We start from the raw sequence: 22503 nt of genomic DNA on the forward strand, positions 1-22503 counted from the left end.
TTATAGGTATAAAACTTATTTATCTGGAATGTTGAGCAATCTCTGAATGAACAACAATTTTGCGGCTTTGACTTTTCTGATCGAAGATCAAAACTTCTGTGACACCATTTGGTACAATTAACGTGTGTGTTGTTTGTGAGAGATAGCCAGAACCATAATGAAACTCTTCAAGACGTTTCTTTCCATTTGCCCATCGTAACTCTGCTTTAGTGTCTGTTAGATTTAACCGTATGTAGGAAAATGTAGCGTCTTTATTTTGTGGATGCTCAAATACCTTTACACTATCCTGGTTTTGTGTAGCTATCACTAATCTTTCGTTTGTACTTACTACTATTTGGGTAAGTGCTTTAGCATCTCCATCTACCTGAAATCCGGTTTCTGTTATTGTTGCTGAAGTAAAGTTGCCCTTTCCATTTCCCTGTAAATACAGACCTATTCCTGCATCCATCCAACCTGAGAGTGTTTCTCTACTGTAGTCATTGCCTACTGCCAAAATATCCAAATTTCCATCATTGTTCACATCATCAGTAAGCAGTCCAAAAATAGGTGAAAATTGTGCCTGTACAGGAAGCGGGTGCATAACAAACTGTCCCTTGCCCTGATTTTCAAGATAAATAGAAGAAAAGGTTGTAGCTTTAAGAATAAGAGCATCTTTCAGTTTTTCTGAATCAAACAACTCTGCAAAAGTAGACTTCCCATATAAAGCATAACTTGTTAGTGTTTTACGGAAACTTACTATCTGATCTGTTAATGTCTCACGTGGATGAGAGATATATTCTTTGTCATCAATATATCTGCAAAGTACAGGGTCCATTGTACCATTCTGATCAAAGTCTTTGGCATACACACAGACAGGGTATTTTTCTGATGCCTGAAACAATGAATTCCTACCCAGGTTTCCTGCTACATAGTCTATATCTCCATCGTTGTCAAAATCACCTCCTGTAATGCTGTTCCACCAACCTCCGGAATTAGGTAGTTCAGATTTTTCAAATTGCTTTCCTTGTTTATTGTGGAAGAATGTAATAGGCATAAACTCACCTATTACAATCAGGTCAGTCCATCCATCATTGTCGTAGTCGGTCCAGAGAGCTGAAGTAACCATTCCTGGTTTTTCCAGTTCCGGACATAGTTCTTGAGTATTATTTGAGAAATGGCCTTTTCCATCATTTTGCAATAAATAGCTCACAGGGGCAATAGGGTATTGAGTTGGTGAAACCCTTCCTCCTACAAATAGGTCAAAATCTCCATCCTTATCATAGTCACAGGCTACCACACAGCTACCGCTGCTTTCTGTTTTAGGTAGAGCATTACTATCAGGGGTAAATACTCCTTTGCCATTATTACGATAAAACCTGTCCTGATACTGATGCGTTTCTTTTCCAAATTCGCTGCTACCACTTACACAATAGAGGTCATTGTCTCCATCATTGTCTGCATCAAAAAGTAATATACCTGTATCTTCTGAGGTCTTATTAGGCAAAGACTGTTGTTTGAACTGATGATCTGTTGTTTGCAAAAAAATAGTTGCATGATCGTTGGCAGAGCCGCCAATGATGAAATCATCTAAGTCATCACCATTAATATCCCCAACAGCAATAGAGGGACCTTGTTGAGAGTGTTTATGAGGTAATAAAGCTTGTCCATACTTAAAGTCAGGAAAGTCAGTTTCCTGATGTTTATATGTAATTGAATGGATTTCTTCAAAAACAAAAGGCTTTGTTGTCGATGATTTGATGGATTGTTTTTGAGCATTTTTTTCTTGCAGAGTGATTATCTGGTCTGTTGAGAGAGTACCTAGACGTTGTTTGTTGCCATTTTGCCAGATTACAACCAAAGAGTCAACTTTTGTAGCTTTTCCCATACCAAAATGCTCATAATCTTCGATGGTTGATTTATAACCTCTTTGAATCTCGTGTTCTGTGTATTGTGTTTTACCATTGTAGTAAACCCATACCTTGGCTCCTAGTCCTGAAGTATTGGGTTTGTCTCCTTGAAGACGTATTCTTAAAAAATGGTTTGTATTAGATTTAGAAGCTTCTTTTTGTAGTTGAACCACATTGTTGCGATATACAAAAGCTTCCTCATCGATATTATTCATTACCATATCCAGATCCCCATCATTATCGAAATCTGCATAGGCTGCTCCATTAGAATAAGAAGGTTGATCCATTCCCCACTCGCTGGCAAGATTAGTAAAGGTTAGATCACCATTGTTATGAAAAATGCAGTTAGGCTTTTTGACACCCTCTAATCCTTTAACCGCTTTAATTGCATTTTTTATACGGGCTTCATCTGTTCCAAACAAAGAGGCTTCCCTACTATAGCTTACAAAATCCAGGTCTGTAATGTCTTTCCGATATCCATTTGTGACTAACAAGTCCCGATATCCATCATTATCAAAGTCTGCCAGCAGGCTACTCCAGCTCCAGTCAGTAGCGTATATACCCGCCAGATAGCCAATATCACTAAAGGTACCATTCCCATTATTTATCTGTAGTACATTTCGTATGTGCTGGTTCTGGTAATTTTGTCTACGATTCAGAAAAAAACGATCATATCCTATTGTAGAAAACATTGTTTTTTGACGAAGATTATCTTCTGGCATCATATCCATCACAACTATGTCATTAAGCCCATCATTATTTATGTCGGCAATATCCATTCCCATTCCGTTGTGTTCTGTATGCTTGAATGCTTTCTTTGCCTGATTAGAGAAGGTGCCATTACAGTTATTGATCCATAGATGATCATTGGAAAGAAAATCGTTTGCGCAATAGATATCCGGATACCCATCTCGATTAATATCATTAACGACAATGCCCAATCCCCATCCTTCTGTTTGAATACCACTTTCTTTGGAAATATCTTTAAAGCTGGGTAGTCCATTGGCTCCACTACCTTCATTGCGAAAGAACTTGTCTACACTTTTCCCTGTACCATCTGTGTGTTGTCCTACAGCCTGGTTTCGATCGTAATTTTCATGTGAAGAATTTGTAAGTAAATACATATCCAGATCGCCATCTCGGTCATAATCCAGAAAGGCTGCCTGAGTAGAATAACTGCTATCTGCCAGACCTATTTGACTGGCAACTTCATCGAAGGTGACATTGCCTTGTGCGTCAATGCCTTTATTAAGGTAAAATAGGTTTGGTACTTTTTTATCTTTATCTGGGTGTATAGTGGAAACATAGATGTCTAATAAGCCATCCTGATTCAAATCAATCATAGCTACACCCGTACACCAATAGTTAGTACTGACACGCGCTTTTGCAGTAATATCTTCAAAATGAAGATCTCCTTTGTTAAGATACAGTTTGCTGGAAACCATATTACCTGCAAAAAATATATCCTGAAGCCCATCATTGTTTATATCCCCTACTCCTACTCCACCACCATTGTAAATATATTCAAACCGCAGTGCATTAAATGTATCACTTTCCATTATCTGATTATTGAACGTGATACCTGTATGATCAGATGTAAGTAGTGTAAAGAGAGGTTCTTTTTTGGGAGAATTACATCCCAGTAATCCTCCCAAACACAGTATCCAAACACAGATTCGGATTATATTCATAAGAGTAGTGGTTAGAATCAACAAAAAGGCCCCATCATTCATACAATGAAGGGGCCTGAACAGTAAAAATAATTTCTGTATTAATAGCCCGGATTCTGATCTGTTGGTTTCAGACTGGCATTGGTTGAAAACTCTTCCTGCGGAATAGGTAGCAACTCATATTTATTGGCTTGGAAGTAGCTAATAGGTTCAGAAGTGAGTTTCCCTTGTTTTCTCCAACGTAGAATATCTCTATTCCGGATTTGCTCCCCTGCCAGTTCTACCCGTTTCTCATGCTGAATAGCACGAAAAATTTCAGCTTTGCTGTTTACAGGATAATTGGTAGTTGGATATGCAGGCATACTTACACTGGGCCTGCTACGTACCTGATTCAAATACGCAATCGCATTAGCAGGAGTACCTACTTCGTTTTCACATTCTGCCAACATCAATAATACTTCTGCATACCGGATGATACGCATATTCATGGCACCAGTATAGAAAGTAAGGTCATTTTTATACATGCTAGTGTACTTTTTCCAACTAATCTTTTCCTGTCCACCGGCAAAGTTTGACAAATTGCCTTGTACCAGAGCATCTGTTAAGGTGCTTGCATCGTTGTTGAATTTATCTCCTATCCGATAAAATGTGTCACTAAAGCGAGGATCATTTTTGGCGTCTCCCTTGCCGGTACGTTCATAGTCACCTAATAATGCATCTGATGGAATAAGGTTTCTCCATCCAATGGCGGAATATTCCTGTGTACGACTATTTCCTTCTGTTCCCAAATTATTTCCATCATAATCCCAGTTAAAAGAACTATTTTGGAAACTGATCTCAAAAATAGATTCGCTGTTAAATCCAGTCTCTTCTTTAAAGTTATCAGAATAATTGCTAACCAGAGAATAAACTTTAGAATCTTTTACTTTTTCAAGCTCTGTTTTGGCGGAAGAATAATCTCCTATGGTCATATAGACTCTACCTAAAAGAGCTTGCACAGCTCCCTTGGTAATCCGGCCCTTGTCGTCTGAGCCATAGGAAAGAGGGAGATCTGCTTGAATAGCTGTTAACTCATCAATAATAAACTGATATACTTCATCTACGTTTGAACGTGGAGCAGATTCTGCAAGTGTTTCAGTTGGTTTCTTATATACAGGAACTGCTCCCCAAAAAGCAACCAGTTCAGAATAAGACCATGCTCTTAGAAATCTTGCTTCAGCTAGTAGCCTATTTTTTAATTCGTCTGTAATGTTTTGTGTGTTTTCTGAGCCTACAATTACCGCATTAGCCCGATGAATAGTACGATAATATCCCTTCCAAACATCCGTCATTACACCATTACTGGTTTGGAGTGAACCTGTTAAAACCTGATTCCTAGCTCCTTCGAGTTGTCCTCCTCCTGAAGCTACATCATCAGATCGTAAATCGTGTAAGAAGAACCATTCACGACCTGTAAGTCGAGGACTTTGTACCATAGCATAGATCGCATTTACTCCTTTGGTAAGTTCATCTGCATTGGAATAATAGGATTGTGGAGTCCCACCATTGGGGTTGACTTTATCAAGGGAATCTTCGCTACATGCCCCTAACAGCATTATCACAACTAAGCCAAATTTTTTTAATGTATTTTTCATACGATAGTGTCTTTTAGAATACTATAAATTATGCATGCAAAGAGCTTCAAAACCCTGCTTGTAAGCCAATAATAAGAGTTCGGGCTTGAGGGAACTGTCCATAATCAATACCTTGTACCAAGCTTCCATTATTTACACTAAGTCGAGAACCTACTTCTGGATCATATCCTTTGTATTTTGTTATGGTGAATAGGTTCTGAGAAGATACATAGAGCCGTACATTGGTCAGATAGCCTTTAGTGAAGGATTTAAGTGCATCTGCGGGGACGGTATATCCGATGCTGAAATTTTTCAAACGTAGATAAGACCCGTCTTCAATAAACCGATTAGAAGTACGACTATTGGAATTAGGATCTCCATCTACAGCACGTGGTATGTTCGTATTTGTATTATCTGGAGTCCATGCGTCCAATACTGTTGTGCTTGAGTTAAATAATCGAAGCATTCCTTCTGTTAATACACGTGTGCCATTATAGATTTTATTTCCTTGCACTCCCTGGAAGAACATACTCAGATCAAAACCTTTGTAGTTAGCTGAAAGGTTAAGGCCGTATGTAAATTTAGGGAGGAAGCTACCCAGGTATACCCGGTCGGCATCTGTGATCTGATTGTCTCCATTCACATCTTTAAACCGAATATCTCCAGGACGAGTGTATTTCCCCTTGTTATCGGCTTTATTGTATTCTGTCAAGTTAACAGTTCCATCGTTATTGAGAGGTAGGTTTTGAACTGCAGAACTGGGCTTATTGTCATTTCCTATAATTTCAGATTCATTCTGATAGATTCCATCAACTAGCCAACCATAGAAAGATTGTACAGGTTGCCCAGCTTCTGTACGTGTAATGCTTGTGTTACCATAGTCCTGAAGAGCACCTCTATCTAATACACTAGTAGGCGAATCCAGTTGTTTTACCTCATTTTTGGCAACACCTATATTAGCTCCAATACTCCATTGAAAAGCTCCCGATGTCTGGTTGTAACTGCCCTGAAACTCATAGCCCCAGTTCTTCATCTTTCCAATATTGGCAATAGTTGGATTTGAGTACCCGGCAGATACGGCAGGCGAAACTTCCAGGATCAGATTGTCCGTATTTCTTACATAATACTCAAGAGAGAAGTTAACTCTATTATTCAAAAATCCTGCATCCAGACCAACATTGCTCATTTTAGTTATTTCCCATTCCAGCTCTCTGTTACCTAACTTGTCATAATAGGCTCCTAGCACAGGGGATCCACCAACTCCTACTGAAGTATTAGCTGTAACGGTTGCCTGCCATAAATAGTTGGCTGGAATATACCCTAAAGATCCATAACTACCTCTCAACTTTAATTCTGAGATAAATGGAATATTCTTCATAAAGTTTTCTTCACTGATTCTCCAACCTATGCCAATTGAAGGGAAATTGCCGAATTTTTTTCCCGGAGCAAAATGAGATGCGCCATCACGGCGAATGGAAGCACTTACTAGGTATTTGTTTGCATATTCATAATTCAGACGTCCAATATAGGAGTAAACCACCCAATCATTACGTGTACCAGTAAATGTTCTGTTATCTAATCCATTCAATTCCTTAAGTTCATTGGATGTGGTTGTTCCCTGTGCATCTATGGCTGTAGATTTCAAAGACTGGTATTCGACAACTGCCAGAGCATTAATGGTATGCTTTCCAAATGTTTTATCAAATGTCAGTTGATTGGTATACACTGGAGAAAAGCTATTGGAACGAATTTCCCGTAATACAGCGGGGTTGCGACTGTTGAAGCCTTCCGAATAAATAGGTTGATAAATGTACTCTCGGGAAGTCTGATAGTTCACACCTACATTGAAGCGGTATTTTAGCCAGGAAGTAAGCGATACATCTAGGAATAGTGAACCTAGAACTCTCACATTTGAGGTTTGATCCAGATCCTGTAATGCAGCTCGAACAGGGTTTTGAGGATCAGAGCCATCAGCACCAGTCGTACCACCATAACCACCAATATTGTTTGGATTGTATAAAGGAATATAAGGTGTCATACGAATCATATTCTGAATCTGTGAACGGCCACCAGCATTTTGCTCTCTACGCTGATACCCATAAGAAACTAACAATGTTTGACCAAGTGTTACACCTTTTAATAATTGATGGTCAGAGTTCATGCGGAAGTTATACCGATCATATCCTGTCCCTTTCATGATACCTGACTGACTGAAATAACCCACAGAAGAATAAAACCTTGATTTTTCATTTCCTCCAGATACAGATATATTATTGTGTGTAATAGGAGCAGATTGAAATAATGCATCCTGCCAATCTGTATCTGTTTGAGCAAATGTCTGAGAGGAACCCTCATAAATAGGATCGTTCATAGTCGAGAAGCGAGGCGGAAGCGCTGCTCCTGCATTGTTTCGGAGCGCTGTACCATATTGAAGATACTGATCTCGATTTAGAAGATCAAGTTTGTTCCATGCCTTTTGGACACCTATATAAGAATCTAATTTTACATGGATACTACCGTCTCTTGTACCTTTTTTAGTAGTAATTAATACAACTCCAGCCGCTGCTCGTGATCCATAGATAGCAGCAGAGTTTGCATCTTTGAGTACTTCTACTGACTCTATATCTTTTGAATCGAAGTTAGAGAAGTCTCCAACATTAACAATGCCATCTACTACATAGAGAGGATTAGAGGCATAGTTGATAGAACTAATACCTCGAATACGTACCAGAGGCGCTTCGCCTGGTGCGCCATTGTTTGTTACAATGGCACCTGCAACCCGTCCTTGAATGGCTTGTTCTACGCTAGGCACAGGTAATGCCGCAATCTCCTTGGAAGATACACTTGATATTGCACCTGTTACAGATGTTTTCTTCTGTGTTCCATAGCCTACTACAACCACTTCACTCAGAGCTTGTAAATCAGGATTCAGTTGTACATCTATGATTGTTCGATTGCTTACCTGTATTTCTTCTGTTGTATACCCAATGGATGAGAATACCAATACTCCGTTTTCAGGTACACCACCTAAAGTATAACGTCCCTCTCCATTGGTTGTAGTCCCTTTGGTAGTTCCTTTAATGGATACGCTTACTCCTGGCATTGCATCACCACCCTCGCCGGAAACTTTACCACTTACTGTGATTTCCTGTGCGTTTAGGAGATTTTGCAATCTTTCCGCCTTTGGTAATGCAATAGCATTAATTTGGTTGGATGCTACTGCATTGTCGTGCTCTGACTCTCTGGAAATATGCTTAATCAACTTGAAATTAACTTTTTCTTCCGGAGCATAAATCACATAGATGTTGTCAATCCGTTTGTACTTCAAACCTTGAGGGGTTAGTAGTTCATCCAGAATTTTACCTAGCTCCTGTGAGGAAGAAGAAAAAGCCTTGACCGTCTTGTTTTCTAGTACAGTATTCTTGTACGTAAAATGGACGTCATACTTGTTTTCCAATTCTCCCAGAACTTGTATCAAAGACTGGGCTGCAGGTTCAGATTTTTCTAAGGTTGGTCTCGGAATCTGGACAGCAGCCAGGCTCTGTGCAAATCCTGATAAGTACACAGATCCGGATAGGAGTACTGTGCCAAGGAAAAGATGGTAGCGGTTGTTTTTCATGGAACACATTTGTTTTAAAAAGTAGGGGAACTATTTCGAGATGGTTATCCGATTGTTGGTAATCTGGATTTTAACATTGTATGTAGTGGATAATACATCAAGAAGATTTTTAATATTGCGTGTTGGTAATACGCCAGTTATACTTTCAGATAAGAGTTGTTCATTGGTAATAGAGACTTCATATCCGTATGTTGTCTCAATACGTTTAGCTATTTCTGCTAGTGAAGTATTTGTTAATACCCAAAAATTTTTTGTCCAGGAACTTTGATTCTCTGCCTGAATAGTAATCTTTTCTATCTTTTGATTGGTTTCTGAGAACTTTACCATCTCACCAGGAACCATAAGAATATCCTTTGACGGTTTAGCTGTTTCTAGTTTGAGTTGGATCTTCCCTTCATTAAGGCTGACAGCTGTCTGGTGTTCATGTTGATTAACATTAAACTTTGTTCCCATTACCTCTACAGTAAGATCATCTGTGTGCACCTGAAATCTGGCTGCCGGATCATGAGGCGTTTTTTTGGTAACTTCAAAAAAAGCTTCTCCTTCTAACCATACTTCACGAGGTTTGTCAGATTGCCAGTTGCGTTCAAAATGCAGCGTTGAATGTGCATTGAGTGTAACCTTCGTTTGATCAGGAAGTGTAATTCTTCGTATCTCTCCATACTTTGTAGCATAGGATACCTGTTGGTTTAAATACCAGTAGGAAATAGAAGAAACTGCAAATGTTCCTATAAGCAGGCCAGCTGCAATGTGTTTCCAGTTGGTATACCAGGTTAGTTTTTTTTCTTCTTTAACGATAGGAAGTATCAACTCCTTCTTTTGTATACTACTCAGTATGTTTTGAAGCATACGGTGCCGTTGTTCCTCTAACAAAAGATCAGTCTTGAATTGAAGAGCATGTATAGTCTGGCGAGCTTCTTCTAATTCATTTCTTTTTTCTGGGTGTTGGAGTTGCCATGTATCCCAGAATGAATCGGTTTCTTCATCAGGACATAGAATCCATTTCTGAAAATGTTCATCCAGTGCAAAATCCAGAGCTGTATAGTGTAGATAATCCATATAAAGAGAAGAGGATTATTGATAAAAATAATTGTCTTATATACACATAATACATGGGATACTAAAACTTCATCATTTTTTTTGAAAAATTTTTCAAAAAATTATCCAATAGTTTTTCCCCAACCCAAATACCTTGTCAGTTAATCTGGTTTCTTAAAAGGATGCATGCTTTTCATTTGAAAAGACAGGAGTAGAGTAATAAGAGGAGGTTATTCAAAGGAGGGAGAAAAAATTAAAAATATAAGTATCAAAAACAATCGGCTTATATAACGCTTGATAACATCAATAGCTTTTGAGACCAGATTATATACAGAACGCAATTCAATAGCCATAAGGGATGCAATCTCTTCATAGGAGAGATTTTCATAAAATTTAAGAAAAATTACTTCTCGCTGACGTTTGGTTAATTGTTGGAGAGCTTGTTGCAGTTGTTGTCGTTGCTCAATAGAAGCTTGTTCAGTGACCAGGGAGAACTCATAAGAAAGTTCTACCTCAAAATCATAATCTTCTGAAAGATTATTGAGTATGTATTTGTGTTCTCGCTCCAGTTTCCGCAGCATCTTATTTCTAAGTGATTTCATCAGGAAGTACTTGGGAGAGTCAGTGTCACTTAGGTGATCTTTCTTATTCCATAATTCAATAAACAAATCCTGAATAGAATCTTCTATCAATGCCTTGTCAGGAGTGAAACGTTTGCCATAGTTGTACAATGTTTGTACATAGGTGTTATACAATTCCGTAAAAGCAGATAGCTCCCCTGCCCGGAACTGGTTCCAGAGTATTCCATCCTGTTGCTGAAGCACCTGCTTTGACATGATTGGTAGGAAAATATAGAACAAGTCATAGTTACATTAGTAAATGTAAATCTTTTATTTTAAAAATACTATTATGTCTCCTTAGTTGTATAAAACTTTTCCTTAGTAGATTGACCATATTGTTATAAAGTGGAATGCTTTACTTTATAACGAGAAGCAAAATTTAAAGAGTAAGTAAGTATTATAAATAAAAAACCTTCTGGCTTATATGCCAAAAGGTTTTGTCTCATGTTTTCAATAATTACCTTTTCAGATATTTGGATGACTATAACGAGCACTATATGTGCAAATCCAGTCATATAGCTTATATACATCTTCTACTTTAAATAGCTGAGTTCCAGAGTTCATAGTAGCTGCAGATCCACAAGCAACTCCCATACGGACCATCTCCTGAGGTGTCTTGCCATTAGCAAGGCTCCAGGTCATACCTGCAACCATACTATCCCCTGCTCCAACCGTACTTTTCTTCAAAACAGTGGGCGCTGGTATATGTTCATGTCCATCTTTGGTGACTAGTAGCGCACCAGCAGGCCCCATAGAGACAACTACAATTCCGCAATCTCCCCGATTTATTATTTCTTTTGCTGCATCGTCTACATCATCTGTTTCCAGCGTCTCTACTCCTACCATTTTACTAAGCTCACCCAAATTAGGTTTGAGTAAAAATACGCCCTCATTAGCTGCCAGTTTCAGTGGCTCTCCAGAGGTATCCAGAATCAGACGTGCATCGATTTCTTTTGCTACCTTTGCTACTCTGGCATAGAAGTCAGCAGGCAATCCAGGAGGTAAGCTGCCACTTGCTACCAGATAATCTGGCCGGGCAGCCTTTATCGCTTCCAGACACGACAAAGCCTCTATTTCTGAAAGTTGAGGTCCAGGCATCCCAAATCGATATTGTGCATTGGTTGAATGATCAACAACAATAAAATTTTCTCGAGTCCATTGTTCTGTGGGAATAGCCTTGCAGGTAATTTTATCATGCTGTAACAAATCAATCAAAAGAGTACCAGATGGACCACCCGCTGGGAAGATAGCCAGGCTCTCCCCTCCTAATTTATGTATCGCTTTTGACACATTAATTCCACCACCACCCGCTTCAAACTTAGGATTTTCACAACGTAGTTTATGTTCTGGTACCAGCCGATCAATGCTTGTACTTTTATCAATGGCTGGATTTAAGGTTAATGTTACAATACCCATGTAAAGAAGCTGTCCTAGTAAAGATTAATTTGTTGAAATGCTGTGATCTGTACTAACAGATCACAGCAAAGGCAAAATATTACTTTATTCTACTCTTTTCCAACAAAAATCAACGTTCTTTAAGCATACGTTTTAATTCTGTCATTTCATCCCGGAAGCGGGCCGCTTCCACAAAGTCCAGATCCTTGGCTGCACGTTCCATCTTTTTCTGAGTTTCCTGAAGTAATTTTTCCAGTTGGTCCCGTGACATATAAGAAACAATCGGATCAGCAGCTACACTTACCTCCTCACTCTCTACATAATATTGTTTGGCTTCCTTTCGGGCATCGGCTACAGATGTCTGAGTAAGAATGGCCTCGCGCGATTTTTTCACTGTGCGTGGTGTAATACCATTGGCTGTATTGTAATCCTGCTGAATGAGGCGCCGTCTATTGGTTTCATCAATAGCTTTCTGCATAGATTGTGTCATCTTATCTGCGTACATGATTACTTTGCCTCTGTCATTACGAGCTGCTCTTCCTATTGTCTGTATCAAAGATCGTACATCTCGCAAGAATCCCTCTTTATCAGCGTCCATAATAGCGACTAACGTTACCTCTGGCAAGTCAAGACCTTCACGTAACAGGTTTACACCTACCAGTACATCAAATACACCCAGACGTAATTCGCGAAGAATCTCCACCCGATCTAAGGCTTTAACTTCTGAGTGAATATATCGGCATCGGATTCCTAACTTGTCCATGTATTTAGTCAACTCCTCTGCCATACGTTTGGTCAATGTAGTGACTAATACTCTTTCCTCTAGTTTTACTCTTTCTTCTACTTCATCCAGCAGATCATCTACCTGATTCAGACTTGGACGAACTTCTATTTCCGGATCCAACAAGCCTGTAGGACGAATGATTTGTTCAACCACAACGCCTTCAGATCGTCTTAGTTCATAATCTCCAGGAGTTGCCGAAACATAAATAATCTGATTGGTTAACTCCTCAAATTCATTGAAGGTAAGAGGTCTGTTATCCAATGCAGAAGGGAGTCGAAATCCAAACTCTACCAGTGCTGTTTTACGGGATCGGTCACCGCCCCACATAGCCCTGATCTGAGGTAAGGTGACGTGGCTTTCATCCACCACCAATAAAAAGTCATCTGGAAAATAATCCAGCAAGCAGAAGGGTCTTGCACCTGGAATCCGACCATCAAAATAGCGCGAATAGTTCTCGATACCTGAACAGTAACCGAGTTCACGCATCATTTCCATATCAAATTCAGTTCTTTCTTTAATACGCTGTGCTTCCTGGTACTTGTCTTCTTCTTCAAAATAACGTATCTGTGCTACCAGGTCACTTTGAATATGCTGGATGGCGCTATTTAATGTATCACGTCCTGTTACGAATAGGTTCGCTGGAAAAATAGAAATAGCTGGTTGGTCAGAAAGCTTCCGGCCTGATTGAGGATCTATACGTTGCAGTGCTTCTATCTCGTCTCCAAAAAAGATAATCCGGTAACCATAATCCGCATAAGCAGGGAACACATCTACAGTGTCTCCCTTAACCCGAAATGTACCACGTGTAAATTCTGCTTCTGTTCGGCTATATAAAATATCGACCAATGAAAATAAAAGTCGGTTACGAGCCAGTGTCTGTCCTCTTTGCAACTGTAAAATACTCTTCTCATATTCTTCCGGATTACCCATACCATAAATACAGGATACAGACGCCACTACAATCACATCTCTTCGCCCACTCATAAGAGCTGAGGTAGCCGAAAGCCGTAGTTTCTCTATTTCCTCATTAATCATCAGATCCTTTTCAATATAGGTATCTGTAGTGGCCATATAGGCCTCTGGTTGGTAATAATCGTAATAGGAAATAAAGTATTCAACCGCATTGTTGGGAAAAAACTGTTTAAACTCTCCATACAGCTGAGCTGCCAGAGTTTTGTTATGACTTAATACCAGAGTGGGTTTCTCTACATTCTGGATAACATTGGCAATAGTAAATGTCTTACCAGAACCTGTTACACCTAGTAATGTTTGAGAAGGTTCTCCTGTTAATACTCCTTCTGTCAATTGTTCTATAGCTTTAGGCTGATCGCCTGTTGGTTGGTATTCTGATGTTATCTGAAAAGACATAAATTAATCCGGTTTTCAATAGTGATTTTGAAAAACATGCTGCTAAAAACCTCTTCTCAAAGTGAAAAGTCTTAGGAAAAGGCCTTTTGAAGAACGATTTTTACTTATACATAAGTTCCTGTGTATGAAAGATAAATAATTTGGCCAAGACATAAAAATGCAGGTTTTATATATGCCTCTGTTTAGACTTTTCATGTATTCATCCAACTATTAAATACATTCTGTTTTCTAATCATTGGTAAATACTGTTTTTCGGAGACATTTCCGTAATTTTGCACTCGTATGCGAAAAAAGAATAAAAGTTATCCCATTCTGGAGAAAATTACTGTCAGCGATTTTGCTGCAGAAGGAAAATGTCTGGCCCGTTATGGAGAGATTGTGGTATTTATTGAAGGCATAGTGGCTCCAGGTGATGTTGTAGACTTGCGTGTATTCAAGCAAAAGAAAAATTTTTGGGAAGCACAGGTAATAAAAATCCATGAAGCCTCGTCTCAAAGAACTACTCCATTTTGCCAGCATTTTGGAGTTTGTGGAGGATGTAAATGGCAACATATTCCCTATACAACACAACTTGCGCAAAAGCAGGATCAGGTAACTGACAATCTTGAGCGGATTGGAAAGATTCACTTGCCTGAAATACAACCCATTCTTCCTTCCAAAGCAACTACCTATTACCGCAATAAACTTGAATATACCTTCTCATCTAACCGATGGCTGACAGATGAGGATATGCAGAAAGGAGAAATAACAGATCGAACAGCGTTGGGTTTTCACATTCCCAAACGATTCGATAAAATACTGGATATAGAAACTTGTTATCTACAGCCTGACCCTTCTAATAAGATCCGTTTGGCAGTAAGAGAATTTGCTCGTCAGAATAACTATCCTTTCTTTGATTTGGTAAAGCAAGAAGGTTTTTTGCGGAACTTAATTATCCGTACTACCACCACTGGTGAATTAATGGTAATTGTACAAGTGTTTTCCAAAGATGAACCAAAGCTTTATGCTTTACTTAATTTTCTGAGAGATACATTTCCTGCTATCACCTCACTACAATATGTGATCAATGCCAAAGGAAATGAGACATTTCATGATCTGGAAGTTGTGACCTACCATGGCAAACCCTACATCACAGAGAAGATGGAGGATCTGGAATTTAGAGTCGGGCCTAAATCCTTTTATCAAACGAATGCAGAACAGGCGCTAGAATTATATAAAATAGCAAGAAGTTATGCTGATCTTAAAGGGAATGAATTGGTATATGATTTGTACACAGGTACAGGTACGATTGCCAACTTTGTAGCTCGTCAGGCAAAAAAAGTGGTTGGATTAGAGTATGTGTCTATGGCCATTGAAGATGCTAAAATCAATTCGGAAGTGAATGGCATCTCCAATACCGCATTTTTTGCTGGCGATATGAAGGATTTGCTGACGGAAGACTTTCTGCAAGCGAATGGATATCCGGATGTAGTCATTACTGATCCTCCGCGAGCTGGTATGGATGCCAAGGTAGTCGAAATGCTGCTGAAAGTAGCTCCACAACGTATTGTCTATGTAAGTTGCAATCCTGCTACGCAAGCTCGGGATCTGGCTCTACTGGATGAGAAATATGTTGTAATGGCTGTTCAGCCTGTAGATATGTTTCCGCATACATACCATGTAGAAAATGTAGCATGGCTGGAGAAAAGACCTGTGAGTAACTAAATAAAAACTACACAACCAAGTATGATTGATAATAGTGCTAATGATCCTGAACTGAATGGTCGTTATTTGGGAACCATCAGTAAAGACTTTGTATTAGTAGCAGATGCCGTTAAAGAGGCTTCGTATGCTATTCGTAAACGAGGGTTTTCTGACTATCCGATTTTTCCCGTTTGTACAATTGAACTCCCTATTGGGCAACTGCTGATTCGTAAATATGAAGTAGGTACAGACTGGAATTACTATGCTTCCTTTTTGGATGAGTTTGTTCAACGGAAGATTGTGGAAGATGAAGATGTTTTCAAAGCTGCATACAAAGATCCGGATGAATACTGCTGCTTATTCGTTGTAGATGAGGAATTTACCAATTTCGTTTTTATTCCCTATCCAGAAGATTAGTAATTGAGACAATTGCCTCATTTATAGTGGTTTTCGCGATAGTTTGTCCACTAAGATGTAAAATAGTAACACTATCTTCTTACATTAAGATAGTTTAGACTTTATAAAAATTGCACTTATCTGACTTTTTTTTGTAAAATAAGTCGATGTTTTCTTGACTTTTTGAAACGCGTGCTATATCTTTGGATATATAAAATAAAAAATAGGACTTCATGTAGTATGACAATATAACGGTTAAGGTTAAGAATTACATTTTATCATAGTTTTGTATGGTTTGATTGTAAAAGGGGACAGCTTCTGGTTGTCCTTTTTTATTTTTTAATCAATTTAAAATCAGTTATTTGCAAATCCATACAAAAAAATACACAGTTTTTTACACAATGAGTAATAACCTTGACCCTGATTACGAGGCTAGACTTTTCCATTCCAACTGGGACATAATAAAAAGATGGTACATTGATTTTCGCATCTGGGATACCGACAAACAAGCCTTTATTCGTAAGCAGTACACTGCAATGAATAAGTATAAAATACTTACTCAACGGACCAAAGATGCCAACGCCGCACTAAAAGAAATCAGACAACTCCTGGCTGATGGAGTAGCGGTTGGTACCCCTACCAATGCAATCCGGAATCGATTCGATCTTGAAAAGTTTACGATGGAGGAAGCCTTCACCTATTATATAAATATGAAGGATGGTACTCTAGAAGGCAATGAGGAAAAAACGTTAGTTAAGAAACATAATCCATCGGCAGCCAGTGCCAGCAGTCTACATACTGACCTGGTTTCAGGATGGCTGTTCCCTTGACATTACCAGGATTGAGCAGCCAGTAGGAACCAGGATCAGTAGTAGCTTTCCACTCAAAGTAAATCCAGTCTTTCCCATTAAAGGCACTCAGCGTCATATAGTCATCAAATCGGTTGGGGACAGGGTTGTTCTTGCGGATTCCTATAATATTCAAGTGAAAGGGTTTACCGTCATCGAACCATCTGTAATTTTTTGATGCTACCGCTTTTTGTAGGAGAGACATGCTGTATCGTGCCATAGACTTACTTTAGAGTGATGGCACGAAAGTAGAATTTCAGACAGGTATTGGGTAGGACGGTTTTTGATCCTACAAAAAGTCCTATTCAGACGCCTTTTAAGGGTGCTAGTCTACATAGGACGAAAAGGGCAAATCCTGTGACAGATTCGATTAGTTTATTTTTGCTTATTTTGTGGTCTTCTAAATGTAGTAGGTATGAACACTAACTCTGAAAATACAGAGAATAACAAACGTATTGTAAAAGCTGTGGTAGTCGCTTTACTAATTGCGCTATGTCTGGTTTTCCTTGTGAAAGGATATGATGCATTGGAGATAAAATATAATAGTGTTTTAACTGTAGGACAGGTTACAGAGATAAGACAGATTAAAAGTAGAAATTACGGCATTTCCTATACCTATACTGTCAATGGGTATAGATATGCAGGATATACCGCCATTGGAGGCATTAAAGGTGATGAAAAAGATTTAGTGAATAAGAGCCTACCAATAGTATATTCATCCAAACATCCCGATAAAAACACATTACTTGTGTCAAAAGACGATTTTGATTTTTACAATGTATCTATTCCGGATTCATTCAAAGTTGTCCTGAAACGATTTTATTAACCAGCCATCTGCCAGTCTGTAAAATTGGTGTCATTGATTCGGGCAATCCGATCTTTGTAATCTCTCCATACTTTTCTGAGTGTATCCATATCATAGTGATCTGGATTGAACTCATATTGATTATAGAACCGTCTTACTGCTGACCAATCACTCTGACCCGCAGTCACCTGGCCGATCATATAATGAATGAAAGCTGTCTGCATATATTTCTTCAGATAATCTCCCAATTCTTTTAGCTTCTGATCAGAGATGGTATAATGTTTCAGATCCTGCGGGAGTTGCACTTTCAGACTGGATTTTTCAGGTTGCTGTACTAGCCGTGGCTTCACCTAGCGAAAGGGTTCCTGGTGAACCACAAGGCGCATAAGTCTACCAATATCAGAGGCTTGGTGAATGCGTACTGGTTCTGGTCCTAATGTTTTGATAAGAAAATCCTTGACGTGTGGACGAAGTGGAATGGTAAGGATCTTAGGCATAGCTGTAGTTTTTAATCAAATGTACAGTTTTGCTAAATCTTACTCCTAGTCATAAAATAAACAAATCTTACTATATGCAGTTTTTTGCGGAAAAAATGCGGTTTAAAGCGGAGCGTAATTCCTTTAAGGTACCATTAAGATCTATTGGCAAGATTAAGTAAGCACCTCAGTTGTGCTCACTCTTTTTACTTTGGAGAGGAAATTTGTTTGCTTGTCATTATGGCCGTAGAGTTCATTCCATTCTGCCCATCTTTCACTGCCCAACAGAACGTAATTGACATCAGTAACCCAGAATCCATCTGTGGCTGCTAGACTTGCATGTGTGCAAATATGAAGGTCTATTAAACAGCCTTCTGCGTCCGATATTGTAAGGGTATGGCGTTGCATTAGTTTTCCAGATATCGATTCTAAACCATTTATGTAATTTTCTGTTCGAGATGCTTGAATCTGTATCTGAGAAATGAGTATCTTTCTATACTTCTGCTCTAATCCATTGAATAATAATACGATAAATTTCTGAGCTAAACAATGGAGAAGTAAATTGTTAGTAAATATTATCAGAAAAAATTTTCATAAAATAGTAAAAAATGGTTCCAATATCAGAAAATGTTTTTAGGAGCTTCTATAATTATGTATTGGTAATTTGCTTAATTTCTTTTGTCAGTAATTAGAACTATATCCGGATTATGGTATTTCTCAAAATCCCATAAATCCTCAATAAGGGTATGAATTACTTGCACTCCCAATTCCATCTCCAGATCATCCAGCTTTCCCATATGGATGTATTCAATTCCTGGTACAAGCTCTAGAATCTTCTCAAGACCCCCTAATTTGTCTATTTCGAGGGCAACTACAGCAAATTGTTGTGTGTGGTTGAGTATATACTGGCGAAAGGGGACATTATGTATAATCTGTCCAGATTCGTTGTAAATAGGAAGGGTTTGCATAAAGTTATAAAGGTTGAATTTATTGGCTTTGTACAAATTAGGATTTAATCTATACTGTCCTATATACCCATTTAACGCTGCCTGACTTTTAAAATCAGTTCTCTCTTAATATTACTAAGTGATTGAGAGAATAGAATCAATAATGCATAATTTCGCAATAAAAACATACATATATTCATCTACCTGGCATTTCCGGATGATTGGCTGTTTTTGATTCATTAATTAAATTGAAGTTTATAAACTTATCTTGCCTACGAAATCACGCAATTCCTACAAGGATACAAGTTTTATATACGCTATTCACTAATACTAACTAATTATGGGAGTTTCCGCTGGATTGAATATGTATTTTTACACTCAGGAAGAGGAACTGAAGAAAAAGATAAACCTTTTGAGTACTGTTACTGACGATATTTACTATCTTCTGATTTATGAATATGGAGATGACAAGCCAGAAGGCCTAAACCAGTTTACTGAACAGGAACAGGAGGTAATGCGTTTATATTTTGATGAGGAAAGCCTAACTGCTAGTGAAGGGTATGGCATTGTAAAATCTAATATTCAGTCGCCTAAAGAGCTGGTAAAGATCTGGAGTAAACTACAAAGCTACTTTGTTAAAAGCTTTGAGAAAGAAATGGTTGATTACCACACTCAACTAACATCAAATCCTTCTCCCACATCACAGATGGCTCCAGATACTTTTAAAAGAAAAATATCAGATGGTGCATGGACAGCAGCTTCCACGTCTATTATAATTACAAGGCTTGAGCAAGCTATTGATGATGACATGCTTGTAGAAATAACTATTGAGGATTATTAAGAGATACAATACCCGTCTAGGTGAGCGTTGAGAGCTGCCTGTCTTTTCAAGCAGCTAGCTCAGAGACATACAAAAAAACAGCCCTTATAGACACATCTACAAGGGCTAGCTATTTACTTTTATCACGTTTTTAGAAAGAAAAATCTCTTGATTTCAACTAGTACGGGCAAGTTTATGTCCCCTGTGCAGCTGATTCACCTATATTGTTGGCAATAAGATTAAACACAGAGAAAGGTGCTGTATTTGAAAATGAGCCAGCTAGAGTATTATCAAAAATACTTTTGCTGATAAGACCTTTTTTAACAGTGACATTGATATGTACTGAAATGGTTGCATTATTTGGTGTAAAATTGCTAACAGTTACAATCACTTGAGGACTGTTTGAAATCTGAAATTGTCCATTACCAGTTAAAGGAGTGGGCTGTGTTGATTTTTGATGTCCATTTCCAAATGGTCCAGAATATTGCACATCGTAGTCTATTCCAAAGCTTGCAGGAGAATAGCTTGTTAATATTAAGCTTAAGGTGGTAATGATTTTCTCGCCAAGAACAGATGTATTATCTGTTTTCGAATCGATTACAACATTTGACATATAGGTAAAGTGATGGGTTAACTGCTACTCTGTTTCAGGCTTTTCGCATATCGCCATAAGTATGATTGATCTATATGTTTGTATGGTGCATTAAAGCTAAATCTGTTCCTATCTTATGTCAATACCTCATTTGAGGTATTTTTATGTCATGATAAGTTTAGGCTTCATTTTACACCGCCCCATATGTCCATTCAAAGCTGCCCGGCTTTTAAAATCAGTTCGTTGGCAATAGGTGCAAACCAGCTGTAGATCATTGCTTTCTTGTGGTTCTTGACATCCCAGTCCAGGTAGGCTGTCAGGTCTATGAGTGGATCGCTGTCGTAGCCGTTTTTGTGTAGCTCATCCTTTTCGTGGACTCGTACATAGAGGGCATTGAGGTTGCCGGAGAACTCATAAAAGACAACGTATTGAGAACTCTGTATCAGGTGACACAGGCTGATGGCTTCGCCTATGAATTTGTTTTCTCATTGGAATGATGGATTAACGAAGGTGGAGCCGATCCTGGCGAGGGTGTGATTTGATTACTTTGTCTGGCTGGTCGATGGCAAACTGTAAGAAAGAGTCTATCGTGGCCTGGTTCAGTTGGGTATGGAGCAGAAACACAAAGCTGATCGGTAGTGAGAGGCGAACCTGCTTTTGATCCCGAAAGAGCATATAGGCAAATTTCTTATCTAACAGCTCCTGTACTTTCATCAGATCTCGGAGTATAAGAAAATCTCCTAGTCGGACCCGGTAGGTGTATTGTTCATACTGGTGGTCAATAACCTTCTCTAACGTTTCGGCTCGTAGTTTTACAGCTTCTGCAAGGGCATATAAGCTATCCTGTTCAAAGCTTAGTTTGAGTTTATCTTCGCGGAATGTTGTTTGCATGGAAATAGAATTTAGTTTTTACCGGAGAACCATTTGTCGCAATACTCCCGATAGAAGTCAGTAAGTAAGCCGTATTCGTAGCCTTCTTCTTTCTTGTCCCGGCAGTAGATGATTAGCTTTTCGTGGGTGTCAAAGGTCTTACTGCTCAGGTGTACTTCCAGTTGTTTGGTAAAGGCTTTGCCTTGGGTTTTACTGCGGTTTACTGGTAAGTCTGAGATCTTTTTTCCCTGTTTGATGTGTTCATACAGATCATTTAAGTCCCGTACATTTTCGTTTTTTACCAGTTCCTGAGAAAGAATCTTATACTCAGTTTTGTAAAGTTCCAGGATCGGGTGTGAGTGTTCCCAGGTGTAGGTTTTATCGGGTCGCTGGACAATGGTAGCACATAAGGCTCGGCCATCCAAAAGGTAACTCAGACAGAGGCGTACAATCTTGTTGAGCAGATACACCTTGTCGTGAGGTTCGGGGATTCCCTGGTCTTTGGAGTAGCCTTCGATCAGATCCCGCTTGTTTTTGGGATTGGTGTCATCTAATACCAGGTAGTGTTTGAATGTGGCTCCCCACTTATCGCCTCTATAGGGCTTCTTTCTATCAAAATACATGTGGTTTTCAGGGTGTTGGATTAGCGTGTTTTCGGTTTTTTCGCGCTATGATTTTCTAAAGGTTATAGGTTGTTATCAAACGTGTTAACCAGTCTTTACGACAAATGGGAATAACCAGGGTGTAACCTTTATTAAACAAGTTTACTAAGATGCATAGCAAGTCCTAACCGATAACCAGAAGTTCAGATAGGCAAAAAATAAAAGACAATACATATCTACCCCTGAAAAATTTTCGCTGTTTTGGGAATTTTTTGTGTATCTTACCCTACCAGAAAGCGGAAATTATCAGACTCACCAAAAGCTGCGCATTCTCTTGGTCAGGCGGGTTTTATGTGATTAATAAGATCTGTGTGTCTGTTCTGTTTTCTGCTATTGTTAAGTTAAATTAAGATGAGTTCAGTTTTACGACTGGCTGTTTCAGCCTTTTGTAACTATCTAACTTGAAACAGT

Annotated in this window: 20 protein-coding genes; 5 read left to right on the top strand and 15 right to left on the bottom strand. The window is 38.8% G+C overall.

The genetic code is table 11. The features are described from left to right. Positions 1 to 19: 19 nt before the first annotated feature. The 7 genes from QNI22_RS18715 to uvrB form a co-directional block, all read right to left on the bottom strand. Positions 20 to 3577 carry a VCBS repeat-containing protein gene (locus QNI22_RS18715; protein ID WP_314512975.1) on the bottom strand — a complete coding sequence of 1186 codons (3558 nt, stop codon included), beginning with the start codon at positions 3575 to 3577 and terminating at the stop codon, positions 20 to 22. 80 nt (positions 3578 to 3657) lie between these two features. Continuing rightward, positions 3658 to 5190: a RagB/SusD family nutrient uptake outer membrane protein gene (locus QNI22_RS18720; protein WP_314512977.1), complete on the bottom strand. Its 1533-nt coding sequence runs from the start codon at positions 5188 to 5190 to the stop codon at positions 3658 to 3660. A gap of 46 nt (positions 5191 to 5236) precedes the next feature. Next, positions 5237 to 8788, bottom strand: coding sequence for a SusC/RagA family TonB-linked outer membrane protein (locus QNI22_RS18725; RefSeq protein ID WP_314512979.1), 3552 nt, complete (start codon positions 8786 to 8788; stop codon positions 5237 to 5239). A gap of 30 nt (positions 8789 to 8818) precedes the next feature. Further along, complete coding sequence (locus QNI22_RS18730) at positions 8819 to 9847, bottom strand: FecR family protein (protein WP_314512980.1); 1029 nt, start codon at positions 9845 to 9847, stop codon at positions 8819 to 8821. Positions 9848 to 10056: 209 nt separating this feature from the next. Then, positions 10057 to 10662, bottom strand: a complete 606-nt coding sequence (locus QNI22_RS18735) for an RNA polymerase sigma factor (protein WP_314512982.1) — start codon at positions 10660 to 10662, stop codon at positions 10057 to 10059. A gap of 249 nt (positions 10663 to 10911) precedes the next feature. Further along, positions 10912 to 11862, bottom strand: coding sequence for a 1-phosphofructokinase family hexose kinase (locus tag QNI22_RS18740; protein WP_314512984.1), 951 nt, complete (start codon positions 11860 to 11862; stop codon positions 10912 to 10914). Positions 11863 to 11971: 109 nt separating this feature from the next. Further along, positions 11972 to 13993 (bottom strand): excinuclease ABC subunit UvrB, encoded by a 2022-nt coding sequence (gene uvrB / locus QNI22_RS18745; RefSeq protein WP_314512985.1) that lies wholly within the window; start codon positions 13991 to 13993, stop codon positions 11972 to 11974. A 282-nt stretch (positions 13994 to 14275) separates the two neighbouring features. Here uvrB and rlmD point away from each other — a divergent pair, with 282 nt between their 5' ends. The 3 genes from rlmD (at position 14276) to QNI22_RS18760 (ending at position 16902) form a co-directional block, all read left to right on the top strand. Beyond that, positions 14276 to 15697, top strand: a complete 1422-nt coding sequence (gene rlmD, locus QNI22_RS18750; RefSeq protein ID WP_314512987.1) for a 23S rRNA (uracil(1939)-C(5))-methyltransferase RlmD — start codon at positions 14276 to 14278, stop codon at positions 15695 to 15697. 21 nt (positions 15698 to 15718) lie between these two features. Next, positions 15719 to 16093 carry a hypothetical protein gene (locus QNI22_RS18755; protein ID WP_313992056.1) on the top strand — a complete coding sequence of 125 codons (375 nt, stop codon included), beginning with the start codon at positions 15719 to 15721 and terminating at the stop codon, positions 16091 to 16093. Positions 16094 to 16473: 380 nt separating this feature from the next. After that, positions 16474 to 16902 carry a hypothetical protein gene (locus QNI22_RS18760; protein WP_314512990.1) on the top strand — a complete coding sequence of 143 codons (429 nt, stop codon included), beginning with the start codon at positions 16474 to 16476 and terminating at the stop codon, positions 16900 to 16902. Here QNI22_RS18760 and QNI22_RS18765 read toward each other — a convergent pair. After that, on the bottom strand, positions 16826 to 17140 hold the full coding sequence (locus tag QNI22_RS18765; RefSeq protein ID WP_314512991.1) for a hypothetical protein: 315 nt from the start codon (positions 17138 to 17140) through the stop codon (positions 16826 to 16828). The genes QNI22_RS18760 and QNI22_RS18765 overlap by 77 nt on opposite strands. A gap of 195 nt (positions 17141 to 17335) precedes the next feature. On the opposite strand from QNI22_RS18765, the gene QNI22_RS18770 reads away from it, so the two are divergent. Beyond that, positions 17336 to 17746: a hypothetical protein gene (locus QNI22_RS18770; RefSeq protein ID WP_314512993.1), complete on the top strand. Its 411-nt coding sequence runs from the start codon at positions 17336 to 17338 to the stop codon at positions 17744 to 17746. Here QNI22_RS18770 and QNI22_RS18775 read toward each other — a convergent pair. From QNI22_RS18775 to QNI22_RS18790, 4 genes are all read right to left on the bottom strand, one after another. Then, entirely contained in the window at positions 17743 to 18075 is a 333-nt protein-coding gene (locus tag QNI22_RS18775) for a hypothetical protein (protein ID WP_314512995.1), read from the bottom strand. The two genes, QNI22_RS18770 and QNI22_RS18775, sit on opposite strands and share 4 nt — an antisense overlap. After that, a complete protein-coding gene (locus QNI22_RS18780) occupies positions 18076 to 18222 on the bottom strand; it encodes a hypothetical protein (protein ID WP_314512997.1) in 147 nt (48 codons plus the stop codon). It lies immediately after the preceding gene. A gap of 153 nt (positions 18223 to 18375) precedes the next feature. Next, positions 18376 to 18609 (bottom strand): hypothetical protein, encoded by a 234-nt coding sequence (locus QNI22_RS18785; RefSeq protein WP_314512999.1) that lies wholly within the window; start codon positions 18607 to 18609, stop codon positions 18376 to 18378. A gap of 260 nt (positions 18610 to 18869) precedes the next feature. Beyond that, entirely contained in the window at positions 18870 to 19169 is a 300-nt protein-coding gene (locus tag QNI22_RS18790; RefSeq protein WP_314513000.1) for a hypothetical protein, read from the bottom strand. A 319-nt stretch (positions 19170 to 19488) separates the two neighbouring features. On the opposite strand from QNI22_RS18790, the gene QNI22_RS18795 reads away from it, so the two are divergent. Further along, positions 19489 to 19989, top strand: a complete 501-nt coding sequence (locus QNI22_RS18795; RefSeq protein WP_314513001.1) for a hypothetical protein — start codon at positions 19489 to 19491, stop codon at positions 19987 to 19989. Positions 19990 to 20161: 172 nt separating this feature from the next. Here QNI22_RS18795 and QNI22_RS18800 read toward each other — a convergent pair whose 3' ends face one another. The 3 genes from QNI22_RS18800 to QNI22_RS18810 all read right to left on the bottom strand — a co-directional run bounded on the left by QNI22_RS18800 (position 20162) and on the right by QNI22_RS18810 (position 22053). After that, a complete protein-coding gene (locus QNI22_RS18800) occupies positions 20162 to 20581 on the bottom strand; it encodes a hypothetical protein (protein ID WP_314513002.1) in 420 nt (139 codons plus the stop codon). A 480-nt stretch (positions 20582 to 21061) separates the two neighbouring features. Next, complete coding sequence (locus tag QNI22_RS18805; RefSeq protein WP_314513004.1) at positions 21062 to 21451, bottom strand: hypothetical protein; 390 nt, start codon at positions 21449 to 21451, stop codon at positions 21062 to 21064. A gap of 11 nt (positions 21452 to 21462) precedes the next feature. Beyond that, positions 21463 to 22053 (bottom strand): hypothetical protein, encoded by a 591-nt coding sequence (locus QNI22_RS18810; protein ID WP_314513006.1) that lies wholly within the window; start codon positions 22051 to 22053, stop codon positions 21463 to 21465. Positions 22054 to 22503 lie beyond the last annotated feature (450 nt).

The sequence above is a fragment of the Xanthocytophaga agilis genome (assembly GCF_030068605.1).
In the GTDB taxonomy this organism is placed as follows: Bacteria; Bacteroidota; Bacteroidia; order Cytophagales; family 172606-1; genus Xanthocytophaga; species Xanthocytophaga agilis.

What these genes read in the sequence shown, in the direction of transcription:
- QNI22_RS18790 (WP_314513000.1), bottom strand. Translation starts at nt 19,169, where the DNA reads ATGCAAACCCTTCCTATTTACAACGAATCTGGACAGATTATACATAAT.
- QNI22_RS18735 (WP_314512982.1), bottom strand. Translation starts at nt 10,662, where the DNA reads ATGTCAAAGCAGGTGCTTCAGCAACAGGATGGAATACTCTGGAACCAG.
- QNI22_RS18795 (WP_314513001.1), top strand. Translation starts at nt 19,489, where the DNA reads ATGGGAGTTTCCGCTGGATTGAATATGTATTTTTACACTCAGGAAGAG.
- QNI22_RS18785 (WP_314512999.1), bottom strand. Translation starts at nt 18,609, where the DNA reads ATGCAACGCCATACCCTTACAATATCGGACGCAGAAGGCTGTTTAATA.
- QNI22_RS18780 (WP_314512997.1), bottom strand. Translation starts at nt 18,222, where the DNA reads ATGCCTAAGATCCTTACCATTCCACTTCGTCCACACGTCAAGGATTTT.
- QNI22_RS18715 (WP_314512975.1), bottom strand. Translation starts at nt 3,577, where the DNA reads ATGAATATAATCCGAATCTGTGTTTGGATACTGTGTTTGGGAGGATTA.
- QNI22_RS18755 (WP_313992056.1), top strand. Translation starts at nt 15,719, where the DNA reads ATGATTGATAATAGTGCTAATGATCCTGAACTGAATGGTCGTTATTTG.
- QNI22_RS18810 (WP_314513006.1), bottom strand. Translation starts at nt 22,053, where the DNA reads ATGTATTTTGATAGAAAGAAGCCCTATAGAGGCGATAAGTGGGGAGCC.
- QNI22_RS18720 (WP_314512977.1), bottom strand. Translation starts at nt 5,190, where the DNA reads ATGAAAAATACATTAAAAAAATTTGGCTTAGTTGTGATAATGCTGTTA.
- QNI22_RS18800 (WP_314513002.1), bottom strand. Translation starts at nt 20,581, where the DNA reads ATGTCAAATGTTGTAATCGATTCGAAAACAGATAATACATCTGTTCTT.
- QNI22_RS18770 (WP_314512993.1), top strand. Translation starts at nt 17,336, where the DNA reads ATGAACACTAACTCTGAAAATACAGAGAATAACAAACGTATTGTAAAA.
- rlmD (WP_314512987.1), top strand. Translation starts at nt 14,276, where the DNA reads ATGCGAAAAAAGAATAAAAGTTATCCCATTCTGGAGAAAATTACTGTC.
- QNI22_RS18730 (WP_314512980.1), bottom strand. Translation starts at nt 9,847, where the DNA reads ATGGATTATCTACACTATACAGCTCTGGATTTTGCACTGGATGAACAT.
- uvrB (WP_314512985.1), bottom strand. Translation starts at nt 13,993, where the DNA reads ATGTCTTTTCAGATAACATCAGAATACCAACCAACAGGCGATCAGCCT.
- QNI22_RS18805 (WP_314513004.1), bottom strand. Translation starts at nt 21,451, where the DNA reads ATGCAAACAACATTCCGCGAAGATAAACTCAAACTAAGCTTTGAACAG.
- QNI22_RS18760 (WP_314512990.1), top strand. Translation starts at nt 16,474, where the DNA reads ATGAGTAATAACCTTGACCCTGATTACGAGGCTAGACTTTTCCATTCC.
- QNI22_RS18765 (WP_314512991.1), bottom strand. Translation starts at nt 17,140, where the DNA reads ATGGCACGATACAGCATGTCTCTCCTACAAAAAGCGGTAGCATCAAAA.
- QNI22_RS18740 (WP_314512984.1), bottom strand. Translation starts at nt 11,862, where the DNA reads ATGGGTATTGTAACATTAACCTTAAATCCAGCCATTGATAAAAGTACA.
- QNI22_RS18725 (WP_314512979.1), bottom strand. Translation starts at nt 8,788, where the DNA reads ATGAAAAACAACCGCTACCATCTTTTCCTTGGCACAGTACTCCTATCC.